The organism is Vibrio sp. 10N.261.51.F11, from assembly GCF_041471665.1.
GTDB lineage: Bacteria > Pseudomonadota > Gammaproteobacteria > Enterobacterales > Vibrionaceae > Vibrio > Vibrio crassostreae_C.
Window position 1 is genome coordinate 1 of the sequence record NZ_JBFROW010000004.1, and the last position, 13521, is coordinate 13521.

At 44.1% G+C, this 13521-nt stretch carries 14 protein-coding genes; 5 read left to right on the forward strand and 9 right to left on the reverse strand.

Going from position 1 to position 13521, the window contains the following annotated elements:
* Both AB4351_RS01570 and AB4351_RS01575 read left to right on the forward strand, forming a co-directional pair.
* A partial coding sequence (locus AB4351_RS01570; RefSeq protein ID WP_372111985.1) for a hypothetical protein occupies positions 1 to 504 on the forward strand: 504 nt, incomplete at its 5' end.
* A gap of 96 nt (positions 505 to 600) precedes the next feature.
* The gene (locus tag AB4351_RS01575) at positions 601 to 1314 is read left to right on the forward strand and encodes a hypothetical protein (RefSeq protein WP_372111984.1); all 714 of its coding nucleotides are present in this window, start codon (positions 601 to 603) and stop codon (positions 1312 to 1314) included.
* On the opposite strand, the gene AB4351_RS01580 is transcribed toward AB4351_RS01575, so the two are convergent.
* The 6 genes from AB4351_RS01580 to AB4351_RS01605 all read right to left on the reverse strand — a co-directional run bounded on the left by AB4351_RS01580 (position 1311) and on the right by AB4351_RS01605 (position 6060).
* Positions 1311 to 2141: a LysR family transcriptional regulator gene (locus AB4351_RS01580; protein ID WP_136989294.1), complete on the reverse strand. Its 831-nt coding sequence runs from the start codon at positions 2139 to 2141 to the stop codon at positions 1311 to 1313. The two genes, AB4351_RS01575 and AB4351_RS01580, sit on opposite strands and share 4 nt — an antisense overlap.
* A gap of 106 nt (positions 2142 to 2247) precedes the next feature.
* Positions 2248 to 3828 (reverse strand): peptide chain release factor 3, encoded by a 1581-nt coding sequence (prfC, locus tag AB4351_RS01585; protein ID WP_017059244.1) that lies wholly within the window; start codon positions 3826 to 3828, stop codon positions 2248 to 2250.
* A gap of 172 nt (positions 3829 to 4000) precedes the next feature.
* On the reverse strand, positions 4001 to 4456 hold the full coding sequence (gene rimI, locus AB4351_RS01590) for a ribosomal protein S18-alanine N-acetyltransferase (RefSeq protein WP_017063281.1): 456 nt from the start codon (positions 4454 to 4456) through the stop codon (positions 4001 to 4003).
* Positions 4449 to 4847 carry a DNA polymerase III subunit psi gene (locus AB4351_RS01595; protein ID WP_017063280.1) on the reverse strand — a complete coding sequence of 133 codons (399 nt, stop codon included), beginning with the start codon at positions 4845 to 4847 and terminating at the stop codon, positions 4449 to 4451. Before AB4351_RS01595 ends, rimI begins: the two co-directional genes overlap by 8 nt.
* 198 nt (positions 4848 to 5045) lie before the next feature.
* Positions 5046 to 5549 carry a GNAT family N-acetyltransferase gene (locus AB4351_RS01600; protein ID WP_017063279.1) on the reverse strand — a complete coding sequence of 168 codons (504 nt, stop codon included), beginning with the start codon at positions 5547 to 5549 and terminating at the stop codon, positions 5046 to 5048.
* Positions 5533 to 6060 (reverse strand): SCP2 domain-containing protein, encoded by a 528-nt coding sequence (locus AB4351_RS01605; RefSeq protein ID WP_029235120.1) that lies wholly within the window; start codon positions 6058 to 6060, stop codon positions 5533 to 5535. The genes AB4351_RS01600 and AB4351_RS01605 overlap by 17 nt, the downstream gene beginning before the upstream one ends.
* A gap of 258 nt (positions 6061 to 6318) precedes the next feature.
* Between AB4351_RS01605 and AB4351_RS01610 the strand changes: the two genes are divergently transcribed.
* The 3 genes from AB4351_RS01610 to AB4351_RS01625 all read left to right on the forward strand — a co-directional run bounded on the left by AB4351_RS01610 (position 6319) and on the right by AB4351_RS01625 (position 10437).
* A complete protein-coding gene (locus AB4351_RS01610; protein WP_017068226.1) occupies positions 6319 to 8358 on the forward strand; it encodes a bifunctional diguanylate cyclase/phosphodiesterase in 2040 nt (679 codons plus the stop codon).
* A 168-nt stretch (positions 8359 to 8526) separates the two neighbouring features.
* A complete protein-coding gene (locus AB4351_RS01620) occupies positions 8527 to 9540 on the forward strand; it encodes a peptidase U32 family protein (protein WP_017068227.1) in 1014 nt (337 codons plus the stop codon).
* A gap of 18 nt (positions 9541 to 9558) precedes the next feature.
* Entirely contained in the window at positions 9559 to 10437 is an 879-nt protein-coding gene (locus tag AB4351_RS01625) for a U32 family peptidase (RefSeq protein ID WP_016767826.1), read from the forward strand.
* A gap of 84 nt (positions 10438 to 10521) precedes the next feature.
* Here the strand turns inward: AB4351_RS01625 and AB4351_RS01630 are convergent, their stop codons facing one another.
* From AB4351_RS01630 to nlpI, 3 genes are all read right to left on the reverse strand, one after another.
* Positions 10522 to 11859, reverse strand: a complete 1338-nt coding sequence (locus AB4351_RS01630) for an MATE family efflux transporter (RefSeq protein ID WP_136981643.1) — start codon at positions 11857 to 11859, stop codon at positions 10522 to 10524.
* A gap of 89 nt (positions 11860 to 11948) precedes the next feature.
* Positions 11949 to 12356: a MarR family winged helix-turn-helix transcriptional regulator gene (locus AB4351_RS01635; RefSeq protein WP_017056675.1), complete on the reverse strand. Its 408-nt coding sequence runs from the start codon at positions 12354 to 12356 to the stop codon at positions 11949 to 11951.
* 153 nt (positions 12357 to 12509) lie between these two features.
* Entirely contained in the window at positions 12510 to 13433 is a 924-nt protein-coding gene (gene nlpI / locus AB4351_RS01640) for a lipoprotein NlpI (RefSeq protein ID WP_017059235.1), read from the reverse strand.
* Positions 13434 to 13521 lie beyond the last annotated feature (88 nt).

Genomic DNA, 13521 nt, shown 5'->3' on the forward strand with positions numbered 1-13521 from the left:
GTAGACGGGGAGACCGTGCGCGTTCCACAACATGAAATCTCGATTACCGATAACATCGTATATTACGACGGTAAAATGTATGGCTTTGATGGCAAATCTTTTTATCTAGTTTCTGGTGACCGTCCTATCACACCACCAACAGATGAACTCCCTTTAGAACCAACACCTCCAGGTCACGGTCATCACACTGTGTCAGTTGATATTAACGATGGCTATGTTGAAATCACGGTAAATGGCAGATCCCAAACGACTGACTACACAGCAGAGGCTGATGATCGTGGTGTGGTTCACATCAAAGATCGTCATGGAAATATTGTGGGTGAAGGCTACATAGATGAAGTAAATGGAACAGTCACTTTTGGGAACGGTATTGTTGTAAATGACCGAGGTGATGTAACACTTCCTCCAGCGGTTAAAAACAACGTAAAAGACAGAGTGCAATCTATCGACCCAACCAAGCTACAAAAAGCTAAATCAGCAATTCAACAGCGTTTGCGCGGTTAATCTAAAACCAAGTTAAATCCTCTCACCCGATAATAGTGAACGCTATTATCGGGTGTTTTTACTCACTAGCTAAGGAAAGCGATTCGGAATTTGAATATGAAACGCCTTCTATTAATACTTGCTTTGACTTTCCCTTTTTACTCGTCTGCAAATGACACCCTTATTGAATCTATTGAGCGTTTTACAGATATCTTTTCCGTCAGCTTATCTCAAAGCCCAGACAATGATAAGACAGTCGCCACACTTGATATAAACTATCAAATCAATGATAAATTGCGTGTTTTTGGAGAGGTTGATACTCAAGACTATTGGCAAGCAGGGTTGGGATATTCATTCTGGCAAGGGGACACGTACTACACTGAAAACACCGTAAAAGTCAGCGAACATGAGATCACAACAGGCATTTTTGTTGCTAAGTTGATTCATGAAAATTGGACACTGCTTGGCGATATCAACTACAACTATATGGACAGAGATTTCGATGCTTGTCTTCCAAACTTATGCATGGAATATAAAACCTCTGACACATTCGATTATAGTGCAGGCGCTCTGTGGAGCCCGATTCAATATGCTGACTTTCTTTACAAATTCAACCAAGAAATCGGATTCAAAAAAGATACCCAAGACTTTTATATTAAAGATGAGACTACTACGAGATCTAGACATATCAGAAATGAAACTAGGACCAACATTCATTATCACGAAGTAGCTGTATTCTTTAACTTGAAGTACGTAAAACCGTCCGTTACCTATACCATATACCCTGAAACCAAAAACTATGTGGAATTCGGTTTAGCCTTCGATTTCTAGCTATTTAATAACTGTTTAAGCTCATCTCGTAACTCTTGATGTTGCCCATTAGTTTGATACTTCTTGTGATAGAAAAACTCAAACTCCACGGGACGCATTGAGAATGGAGGCTCATGAATTTGTAAGCCAATGATTTTTGCTAAATGGATCATGCTAACCGGAACAGCTGCAATATAGTCAGTCCCTTTTACCGCCAATATCAAGTTAGTGATGTTTCTTACTTCGATAGCAACATCACGAGTAAAGCTCTTTTCGGAAAGAAAGTCGACTATTTGAGTATCTTGGCGAAGTAACTTCAAGGTTACATGCCGTGCTTCAAGAAACTCATCCATCGAAATCTTCTCACCAAATTGACTGTTTTCAGGATCACTCATAAGAAGCAATCTATCAGTAGTTGCAAATTCAGACGCTAAACTTGACTGTTTAGGTAAACCAGTATCGACCACTAAATCTACTCGATTGAGTCGGATATCCTCGACAACATTCTCTACAGAAATTGGGGATTCAACTAACTGAACACCATTGAGCATGGGCATTTTGTGGAGCAGATTCGCAGGCATATAAACCGTAAAATCACGCTTTCTTGATACTGCACCTTCCATCAACTCTAAAGCATCAGATAATTGACCAGCCAGTTTGTGAGACATTGACGTTGGTTCTATTGAACGCCCTACTCTTACGAACAACGCATAGCCTACCACCGCTTCAAACCTCTTGATTGCAGCACTAACCGCAGGTTGAGTTAGCTCTAACGATTCAGCCGCTTTGGTTATCGATCTTTGTTGATATACAGAGAGGAATGGCTTTACTAAATTGAGATCAAACACGCTTTACTCCATCAAAACGGTGTACTCTTAGTGTAACAAAAAAGCCGAATGCTAGAAGCAATTCGGCTTTAATATTATCCAACAATGTTATGTAGAACTGTCGCTATTAGTGCTCGCGCGTCGCTCGGAATTGAACTTCAGGGAAACGTTCAGAAGCTAGGTTCAAGTTCACCATAGTTGGTGCGATGTAAGACAGGTTGTCACCGCCATCTAGCGCAAGGTTAGATTGGTTCTTACGTTTGAATTCTTCTAGTTTCTTAGCGTCATCACATTCAACCCAGCGAGCTGTTGCAACGTTAACACCTTCGTAGATAGCTTCTACGTTGTATTCCGCTTTCAAGCGCGCTACAACCACGTCGAACTGAAGCACACCAACCGCACCAACGATCAGGTCGTTGTTTTGCATAGGACGGAATACTTGTACTGCGCCCTCTTCTGAAAGCTGAACTAATCCTTTTAGAAGTTGCTTCTGCTTCAGTGGATCGCGTAGACGGATACGACGGAATAGCTCAGGCGCGAAGTTAGGAATACCAGCGAACTTAAGGCTCTCACCTTGAGTAAAGGTATCACCAATCTGGATAGTACCGTGGTTATGTAGACCGATAATATCACCCGCGTATGCTTTTTCAGCACGTGCACGGTCACCCGCCATAAAGGTTACCGCATCAGAGATACTTACACTCTTGCCTGTACGAACATGGTTCATCTTCATACCTTGGTTGTAAGTACCCGAAACGATACGCATGAATGCGATACGGTCACGGTGTTTAGGGTCCATGTTTGCTTGGATCTTAAATACGAAACCAGAGAACTTCTCTTCTGTCGCTTCAACATCACGCTCGTTCGCTTGACGCGTTTGAGGTGCTGGAGCCCATTTCGTTAGACCATCAAGCATGTGGTCAACACCAAAGTTACCCAATGCAGTACCGAAGTAAACCGGCGTTAGTTCACCCGCTAGGAATAATTCATGGTCAAACTCAGGACAAGCACCGATAACAAGCTCTAGCTCTTCACGTACGCTTTCCGCAAGATCAGCACCTACTGCTTCATCTAGCTCAGGGTTATCTAGACCTTTGATGATACGAACTTCTTGGATCTCGTGGCCGTGGCCAGATTCATACAAGATCGTTTCATCACGGTGAATGTGGTAAACACCTTTAAACTCTTTACCGCAACCAATTGGCCATGAGATTGGAGCACAAGCCATACCTAGCTCGCTCTCTACTTCATCAAGCACTTCCATTGGGTCACGAACGTCACGGTCAAGTTTGTTCATAAACGTTACGATTGGCGTATCACGCAGACGTGTTACTTCCATTAGTTTACGAGTACGATCCTCGACACCTTTCGCAGCATCGATAACCATCAAACATGAATCAACCGCTGTTAGCGTACGGTACGTATCTTCCGAGAAATCTTCGTGTCCTGGAGTATCTAGTAGGTTTACTAGGCAATCATTGTATGGGAATTGCATTACCGACGTAGTTACCGAGATACCACGTTCTTTTTCCATCTCCATCCAGTCAGATTTAGCGTGCTGGTTAGAGCCACGGCCTTTTACGGTACCCGCTTTTTGAATCGCGTTTCCGAATAAAAGAACTTTTTCAGTAATCGTGGTTTTACCCGCATCCGGGTGAGAGATAATCGCAAACGTTCTACGTTTGCTCACTTCTTGTTGGAAAGACATAGTCGCCCTTTGCTGATCTAAAGCGTAAAAAGGGCAAGTAGATAATACTTGCCCTTGAATTCTGTGTGCGGATTATACAGAAAGCGTATCACTTTCTAAAGGGTCAGTTTACACCCTATTTTTTGGCTAATTTTGTGATTAGCTATCTAGTTAGCGAAAAGACGTAACATGACTAGCTAAAAGACATAAAAAGATAGCTCATAATGATGGCATCTTCGTTGCCTTGTTTAGTTGGATAGTAATTACGACGGCGATCAACTTCGTTGAAGCCTGCCTTTTCGTAAAGATTAAACGCGTTCACATTACTTTCGCGAACTTCTAGCCAAGCACTTTCCGCGTCAGCTTGCTCACACATATCAAGGAAATGTTCCGTTAACGCTTTTCCATACCCTTTGCCTTGCTGGCTTGGGTCTACCGCGATATTAAGCAATGTGACTTCGCCAACGATGTTTTGCGCGAAGAAATAGCCCACCACTTGTCCATCAACTTCAAGGACATGATGACAAGCGCCTCGGCTATCAAGATCTCGGATCATATTTTCAGACCAAGGGTGAGAATGCGCGGCCTGCTCTATCTTCCAAATGGCGTCTAGGTGTTGTTGTGAAGTCGGTAAAAATTGATTAGTCATAAGCACAAATTTGTTGCCATAAGTCGCGGCGGTGTTGGTTGTTACCGTTAATGTCAGACAGTAATGGCGATTGAAGTGTTTTAGCCTTCAGCTCTTGAGCCGACTCACAACCAGCAAACCATATCCACTCAACCGAACCTAAATCCACAGTAGACAAGTGTTGCGGTTGAAGGTGTAAAGCCTGAGATAAGTCGAGCTTGATACTTTTGAGTACTCGCTCAAACATCACGGCGAGATCTTCCTGAGGTTTTTCAGGCGAAACCAACAGTAACTTGCAATCGCTCGAGAGCGGAGTCAATTCAGATTCATAACCTGCTAAACGCTCTGGGTGACTTAGTTCCCATTGGCTAATGCCCATCTCATGTAGGTATTGCGCGTGTGTTTGTGACATATCTAGCGGTAGTAACCTTAAGTTTATTGGAGCCAAAGTTTATTGAAACCAGAAGTTTGTTAGAACTAGTTTTGTGAAAGCTGCCTCTATTGAAAGAGCGCTTATTAGAGCAGGGCTGATACTAACAAAAAATAAAGGAGCATCAAGCTCCTTTATTTAGACTAAATCAGTTTGTATCTTGTTGCGTGATAAATCAGCTTATAAGTCGTTGAACTCGGGGCTGTAAGCAATCTCACCAGCATGTCCAGCAAACGCACCGTTTACCAATTCAATCGCTTGGAAAGCACCTTCAGGCACATCCCAAACACAACTCAGGCCAAACTCGCTCGCAGCCTTGAAACCAAAGCGGCTGTAATAAGCAGGGTCACCCAACACAACGCAAGCTGGGTAACCAAAATCAACCAAAGTGGAAAACGCATCTTCAACTAGAGATTTGGCAATGCCTTGGTTGCGGAACTCTTCTTTCACAGCGAGAGGCGCAAGCCCTTGCCAGTTATGATCGTCGCCATCAAGAGTGATAGGGCTAAACATCAGGTGACCAACCACCTCGCCTTCATCAGAACAAGCCACCAGCGATAGCGTTAAATGGCTATTCTCACGCAAGCTCATAACCAAGTTAGCTTCTGCATCTGTTTCAAAAACAGATTTCAATAAACGATCAATGACAAGTATATCTGCCGGTGCTTCAGTTCGAATAAGCATTCATTACCTCACTTTGTGTATCTGGGGATTGTACTCCCTTCTGCACAAAATCAGCTAATTGATTTAACAAAGTTTTCATAGGAGTCGGCAATAAGTCCAAATCTACGCTATCCATCAAGTTTTTAACTTCTAAACCGAGCTCGGTATCGCCTTCAATAGACAGTCTACGTTGGAAGAAAAGCGTATCTGGGTCTTCTTTACGCCCCGCAATCAACACAAGATCGTTAAGATTGCCGCTAAAGCTTACATCTTCAACCACCTCTTTATCAGCTACAACCAGTTGCTCATTTTTGTAGCTAATACACCAACTTAACCCCATGTCTTTTATTGAGACTTTCAGCCATTTGTCTTCTAAAAACTCAAAGTCACCGTCCTCTAAAGCTTCCTTGAATACATTCTTAAGCGCCTCCAATAAGGCTCTTTTTTGTACTGTTTTAGGCAATAACTGGACTGGAGATCGCAAAATTGATGCGGCATTTTGAACTAGTTGAGTGCGAATCTTGTTTATCACGTGACTTATCCGTAACTTTGTCAATAATATGGAATGCATCATAGATGATGTTGAGATCTCAGTTACTGTTATGTATCAAATTAACTTCTGTTTGATACTCGACCTTTAATATCCTGAAAATCACAGTTATAGTAACTCAGGTAATGAGAATTACAGCGGATCGCTGCACTCACAGGTAAATATCGATAGCCACACAAAAAGTAATAAATATTTATCGATAGTGAATATTCAAGCTCTTGGAGAATTGGTAGTACTTTGATGCCTCCCCAACAACTACAACATTGGTTTACCCAGCTAACTGCAAATAGTCCGTTCTTTTTTGCAGTACTTGATGCTCAACATAACTATTTTATGGTGAATGAGCGTTACTGCGATATTGCTGGTTTGAGTCAAACAGAGCTTGCAGGCATGAATGATCGCCAAACATTGGGCGAACAGTTCTACCAACATCTCAAGCCTTACTATGAGCGTGCATTCAGTGGCGAAACGATTGAGGCCGAAGTCACCCTCAACGAAACAGACCTCGATACCAGCCTTCATTTCAGCCTATCTCCGCTTACCAATGGCAACAAAACCGACTACATCGTCTTTCACGCCTTCGACACATCAGAAAACCAAGTACTTGTCCGTTCTTTAGAAGAATCCGAAGCCAAATTCCACAAACTATCTCAACTACTTCCAGATGGATTACTGCTCGTTGAAAGTGACTACATCTTGTCATCTAACCCAGCAGCAGCGCGCTTGCTTGGCTTTAACTCAACCACAGAGTTAATTGGTGAAGAGTTGGGACGCCTATTTATCGATGAACAAACCAAAACAGTCTTCAATAATAACCTCAGCTCTATTATTTCTGAGTCTGGTTTGGTTTGCTTAACGGGTGCACGATGCGGCTTTGAACGTAAGGTCCAGCTCAACATCGACTCCACCACCGTTCTTGGAAGCAACACTCAGCTGGTGCTTATTCAAGACGCACAAGAAACCGCAAAACAATACACACCAGCAAACAGTGAAGATGCCTACATAGATGCACTGACCAAACTCTACAATCGAGTTGGGTTTACTAAGCGTCTTGAGCAGTTCATTCACAACGATACGCCGGTGGTGATGCTCTACTTAGACATTGATAACTTTAAAAATATCAATGACTCACTTGGTCATCACATCGGTGACAAGGTGATTAAAGAGGTCGCTTCGCGTCTTAAACGCTTACTGCCTCGTAAGGCCGTGATTGGACATTTAGGCGGGGATGAGTTTGGTATTATCCTTCCAGAACCTGAACATCAGCGAACACCTGAAATGCTCGCTGAAAAGATCATTTCCCTGATCAATCAACCCTTCGATCTTCACCACTTTAGCAAGCGCTTAGCCTGCTCTATTGGTAGTGTGAGCTTTCCTCAAGATGGTACTGATGCTCGTATCTTGCTGCAAAATGCAGACACAGCAATGTATGAAGCGAAAGATCGTGGTCGTAATCGTCTGATCAAGTTCAACGAACAGATGAATAAAGAAGCGCGTATGCGACTGTGGCTTGAGATAGAGCTCCAAAAAGCACTGCAACAAAATGGACTTGAGGTTTGGTATCAACCGAAAGTGAATGCCCGTGATTTCACCATCAACGGCGCTGAAGCTCTGGTACGTTGGAAGCATCCTGTCGAAGGTTATATCAGTCCGGCCGCGTTCATTCCTGTGGCGGAACGAGCAGGGCTTATTGAACAACTTGGCCGAGTGGTAATGCGTGAAGTATTTGCTACGGTTAAGCGCTGGAAGATGCAAGGTATCCTTCCAGGTCGAGTGGCTATCAACCTTTCACCAGAACAGTTTGGTAACCCGAAACTGATTGATTACATGGAAAAGCTACTGCGTTCGACCGAGCTTGATCCAAGTGCGATTACGTTCGAGCTAACGGAAAGTGCGGTGATGAGTGATAGTGAACACACACTCCAAATGCTTAACGCCATCAAGAAACTTGGCTTTGCTCTCTCCATTGATGATTTTGGTACAGGTTACTCTTCACTGTCTTACCTTGCTCGCTTCCCAATTGATGAGCTTAAGATAGACCGTGCTTTCATCTCTGATATCGATACCCTACCAAAGCAAATCACCGTAATTGAAAACATCATCAACCTAGGTAAATCTCTCGATTTGACCGTGGTTGCTGAAGGTGTCGAAACCAGTGAGCAAGCAACTCTGCTATCGAACCTCAACTGTAGTTCGATTCAAGGCTTCCACTTCTACCGTCCGCAACCAAAACAAGATGTCGAAGAGTTGTTTGCCCAAAACCGCCGTCATAAGAACTAATCAAGTACCTCATATTTAAACCAAGCCAACATGTAAAACGGTCACTCGTCAGTACCTCAAACGGAGTAAAAGCAGATTTATCCATCTAAACCTGCCTTACATCAATTCCGTCATTCACAATTCTTCATAAAATGCTCGCTTCAACTTAATTCTACTGGTAGTGAGCAAATGGAACTCTTATGCCCAGCGGGTAACTTACCTGCTTTGAAAACCGCTATTGATTGTGGTGCGGATGCTGTCTATATCGGATTCAAAGACGATACCAATGCCCGACACTTTGCAGGCCTAAACTTTGCGGGTAAAAAGCTCGATCGTGCTGTGCAGTATGTGCATGACCACAACAAGAAAATTCATGTTGCCCTAAATACGTTTGCTCACCCAAATGGCTTCGACCGTTGGACTAATGCCGTAGACAACGCCGCTGCTCTGGGTGTTGATGCGCTGATCATCGCAGACATCGCGGTGCTTGAGTACGCAGCAAATAAGTATCCAGATCTCGAACTGCACCTATCAGTGCAAGCATCTGCGACCAATGCGGCGGCTATCGACTTCTACCATAAAAACTTCAACGTTAAGCGTGTCGTACTACCGCGTGTGTTGTCGATTCATCAGGTCAAACAGCTTTCTCGTAACATCACTTCTGACGTTGACCTTGAAGTATTCGCTTTTGGTAGCTTGTGCATCATGGCAGAAGGCCGTTGCTACCTCTCTTCATACATGACAGGCGAATCACCAAATACCGTTGGTGCTTGTTCTCCCGCAAAATACGTTCGCTGGCAAGAAACAGAAACTGGCCTCGAGTCTCGCTTGAACGAAATCCTTATCGATAAGTATGAAGCAGGTGAGAACGCAGGTTACCCAACGCTGTGTAAAGGCCGCTTTGAAGCCGAGATCGATGGTGAACGTAAGCGCTATCACGCACTTGAAGAGCCCACCAGCCTCAACACGCTATCCATGTTGCCTGAGCTTTTCGCGGCAAACGTTGCCTCAGTGAAGATTGAAGGTCGCCAACGCAGCCCGGCTTATGTTGAACAAGTCACTCGCACTTGGCGCGCAGCTATCGATCGCTACTTAGCGAACCCAGAACAATACCAAGTGGAACAAGCTTGGAATGCGACACTGGCGAATGTATCTGAAGGTACACAAACCACGCTTGGCGCTTATCACCGTAAATGGCAATAGAGCCAAATGGAGAACTCAATGAAATACGCATTAGGCCCTCTACTTTATTTTTGGCCAAAACAAGATGTTGAAAGCTTCTATGAGCAAGCGAAATCAAGCTCTGCCGACATCATCTACCTAGGTGAAGCCGTGTGTTCAAAGCGTCGTGAGATGAAAGCAAAACACTGGATGGATATTGCCAAAGAGCTGTCGGCTTCAGGCAAGCAAGTCGTACTTTCCACCATGGCATTGCTAGAAGCACCAAGCGAAGTCAACATCATGAAGAAGTACATTGATAACGGTGACTTTGCGATCGAAGCCAACGACGTGTCTGCGATTCAATTAGCAAGCGAAAGCAAAGTGCCTTTTGTGGTTGGCCCGGCGGTTAATACCTACAACGCACGCACTCTGAACCTGTTCTTGAAACAAGGTATGACGCGTTGGTGTATGCCTGTTGAGCTTTCTCGCGAATGGCTAAGCAACGTAATGACACAGTGCGAAGATCTTAATATCCGTAATAAGTTCGAAGTAGAAGTATTTAGCCACGGCTACCTGCCGCTTGCTTACTCAGCACGCTGCTTTACCGCTCGCGCGGAAAACAAAGCTAAAGACGATTGCGAAACCTGCTGTATCAAGTACCCAACAGGGCTACAAGTAGAAAGCCAAGAAGGCCAATCAGTATTCAACCTTAATGGTATCCAGACGCAATCAGGCTACTGCTACAACCTAGTCAATGATTTGCCAAACATGCACGACCTGGTTGATGTGGTTCGTTTAAGCCCACTCGGTATCGATACCTTCTCTGAAATCAACAACTTCAGAGCGAACGAGCAAGGTCAAAAACCGATGAAGATTGAAAGCCGCCAATGTAATGGTTACTGGCATCAGCTTGCAGGTTTAGACGTTAAGAACATCTAGTTCCTCGCATTGAACTAACCAGCAACAGATACAAAAAAGGTCTAGCATTCGCTAGACCTTTTTAATTCGACTTAAGAAACAGACCTATGCCGTCGCTGTTTCCATCGGTGAGGCATCGAGCTTCTTTAAGTCTTTGTAGAGCATTACCATCACCACCACACTTAACGCGATGTTAGACAGTGGGTACGCAATCCAGATCCCCGGCACACCGTACAACTTAGGCATGATATACAGGAACGGCAGTTGGATTAGCATATTGCCTATCGTTACAAACATCGCCTTGCTGCCCTTGTTTACCGCTTGGTAATAAGCACCCGCTACCACTAAGAAACCGTCCAGCGCCAATGCAAACATGTGTAGTCGAATACCCAACACCGTGTACTCAACTAACTGAGGTTCGTCTGAGTTAAATACTGATACAAACTCCCGTGGGAACGCGTTCAGAAGTAGCACGAACGCCACACCAATCAATACTGAACTCATCATCGCTATCTTAAGTAACTTACGGATGTTCGCTTGGTTACGCGCACCATGGTTGTAGCTCACCAAAGGTTGCATGCCGTTGGCGATACCTTCAGCCGTGAGATAATAAACCGTCACGATATAGCCCAAAATCGCGTACGCACCAATCATCAACTGGTCGCCATATTGAGAGAACAACGCATTGTGAAGCGCCACCATCATCGAACCATAAGCGTACATAAAGAAGCTTGATGTACCAATGGCGAAGATTTGTGGAATCACATCCAGCTTCAATCTCAACTGATTCCAACGTAAACGTAGGTTTGCTCGACGCGAGAAGAAGTAAGCCAAGCCGAGAGCCGTTACTACAAACTGGGCAATCGCTGTTGCTAATGCTGCACCCATCAACTCCCAGCCATAGAGAGCGATAAACAGGTAATCGAGCACGATATTAATCACCGCACCAACGATCATCAGTATCGTCGCTAAGTTCGGACTGTCATCGTTACGCAGTAGAAACGGCATCGCAATCGAACCTAGCGTGAAGACACTAGCACCAATCAGAATGTGTAAGTACTGCAGACCAAGTTCATACACTCGCCCTTCAGCGCCCTGCCAAAGCAAGAAGTTATCAGCAAACAAGAACAGCAATGCAGAGACAATAGGCGTTATCGCTAACAACAAGGTTAAGCCCGTTGCTAAGATCTGCTTAGCGCCTTGAGTATCTTTTTCACCTTGGCGAATCGAGACAAGCGCACCTGTGCCCACACCCACCAACATACCAATACCAAGAATCGAACCAATCACAGGCCACGCAACATTGATACCTGCAAGTCCATCAGCCCCCACATAGCGGCCAATGAAGATGCCATCCACCACTTGGTACAGGCCATTAACCAACATGGCCGCCACGGTAGGGATTGTGTATCGCCAAAATTGACGACTAATTGAGTTACTCATTTCTTACTCTACTTTCATTTGTGAGTCGCATATCAACAAGATATGACTCGAAAAATTAGTTAACAAGGCTAACTAAATATCTAAATTATTTACTTTAAAGCTTTATTTAATAATAGGTTTAACTGCTGAGATTCTTGCTCAGACAAACGGCTTTCCAGTATCTGTGCCATGACCTGATAGATCTTACTTTCTTCTTCCAAGCCGACTTCCGCTTTGCTGGTCAGTACGACCAACTTAGACCTCGCATCTTCGAGCGAAGCTTTACGCTCAACGAGACCTTTTCTCTCTAACCTTTGAACCATAGTAGTTGCTGAAGGCTTGGTTACTTGCATTTCAATCGCCAGATCTGTCAATCGGATCGGTTCAGGAGAGGCTTGAATGACCTTCAAATAGTCATATTCATTGAAGCTCAATTGGCAAATAGGATCTTCATTTACCTGAGTGCGCCATATCTTAGAGGCGAAGCGCTCAATCTTTTCTAAATTCTGGTTCAGCATACTCACCTAATCAAAGAATGGCATTTAGTTAGCAAGACTAACTATTTTAGTGTTGTTTAAATAAAAAGCAATCAAAACGAGATGAAGATCATAAAAAATGAGCATAAAAAAACCGCTGACAGACAGCGGCTTTTCGGAATCAAAATGTGTTGCTTACTTAGCGTTGGCTTCTTCTTCGGCCTCAGCCAGCTTAACTTGCGCTAAGTGCTCAGCTTTAAGTGTGGTGAAGATACGGCTTAACTCTAAGAAAGAGTAACGATGTTCTACGTATTCATACACGTTAAAAGAAACCGCTAACTTGTACAAAGAGATAGCATTCGCGTAATCACCATTCATATGGTAACGCTTAGCAAGGTAGAAGTACGTCTCTGTTAGACGCTGCGCAAGTAACGTGTTGTCACGAGTACCGGTTAAGATCGCCTTGAAAGCCTGCTCTTCAGTAATGTCATCAAGCATAATCGCGACTAATACCCAACCCCACTGCTCATCACGGCTCTCGTAACGTTTTTGCAAATCAAGCTTAGCCTGCTCTGGCGTCAGCTCATGCTGAATGATGTACAACCACAGAGCGCGAAACGGATCGCTAGGATCGTCGGCATAGTGCTTCATCATCTCTTCATTGGCTAAGTCGTAACGCTCGCCATAGTAAAGCGCGATAGAGCGGTTCCTTTCTGCGTAAGAGTTTGCAGGATCAAGCTCTAACGTAGAATCAAAAGATTCATAAGCCGCATCAAACTCCCCTACCTGCGTAAAGTAAACACCCAAAAGATTGAAGATATCAGGTTGAGCAGGGTTCAATGAAAGAGATTGGTTGAAGTCGAGACGCGCGAGATCACGCAGGCCAACACTGTCGTAGTAGTTACCACGTTCAAACAGCATCTTAGCTCGAACTTCATCGTTCAAATCTGGGCGCTGTAATAACTGACTAAGACGTGCAATTTGAACTTCTTGCTGAACGCTTGGTTGCAGTGGCACAGCCATCGGTGGATAAACCCAACTTGAGGTGTTATCTGATGTTGTCGCACAACCTGTTAGTACAAGCAGTAAACACATACTCGCGGTTTGAAACCATTTCACAAATAATTACTCCTGTTATGACCGCAATAAAAAAGGGGAGCGATATGCTCCCCTTTATAACATGCTTTGTTGACGATAGGTTAGAAAT

What these genes read in the sequence shown, in the direction of transcription:
- AB4351_RS01575 (WP_372111984.1), top strand. Translation starts at nt 601, where the DNA reads ATGAAACGCCTTCTATTAATACTTGCTTTGACTTTCCCTTTTTACTCG.
- prfC (WP_017059244.1), bottom strand. Translation starts at nt 3,828, where the DNA reads ATGTCTTTCCAACAAGAAGTGAGCAAACGTAGAACGTTTGCGATTATC.
- rimI (WP_017063281.1), bottom strand. Translation starts at nt 4,456, where the DNA reads ATGACTAATCAATTTTTACCGACTTCACAACAACACCTAGACGCCATT.
- AB4351_RS01595 (WP_017063280.1), bottom strand. Translation starts at nt 4,847, where the DNA reads ATGTCACAAACACACGCGCAATACCTACATGAGATGGGCATTAGCCAA.
- AB4351_RS01600 (WP_017063279.1), bottom strand. Translation starts at nt 5,549, where the DNA reads ATGCTTATTCGAACTGAAGCACCGGCAGATATACTTGTCATTGATCGT.
- AB4351_RS01610 (WP_017068226.1), top strand. Translation starts at nt 6,319, where the DNA reads ATGCCTCCCCAACAACTACAACATTGGTTTACCCAGCTAACTGCAAAT.
- AB4351_RS01620 (WP_017068227.1), top strand. Translation starts at nt 8,527, where the DNA reads ATGGAACTCTTATGCCCAGCGGGTAACTTACCTGCTTTGAAAACCGCT.
- AB4351_RS01625 (WP_016767826.1), top strand. Translation starts at nt 9,559, where the DNA reads ATGAAATACGCATTAGGCCCTCTACTTTATTTTTGGCCAAAACAAGAT.
- AB4351_RS01630 (WP_136981643.1), bottom strand. Translation starts at nt 11,859, where the DNA reads ATGAGTAACTCAATTAGTCGTCAATTTTGGCGATACACAATCCCTACC.
- AB4351_RS01635 (WP_017056675.1), bottom strand. Translation starts at nt 12,356, where the DNA reads ATGCTGAACCAGAATTTAGAAAAGATTGAGCGCTTCGCCTCTAAGATA.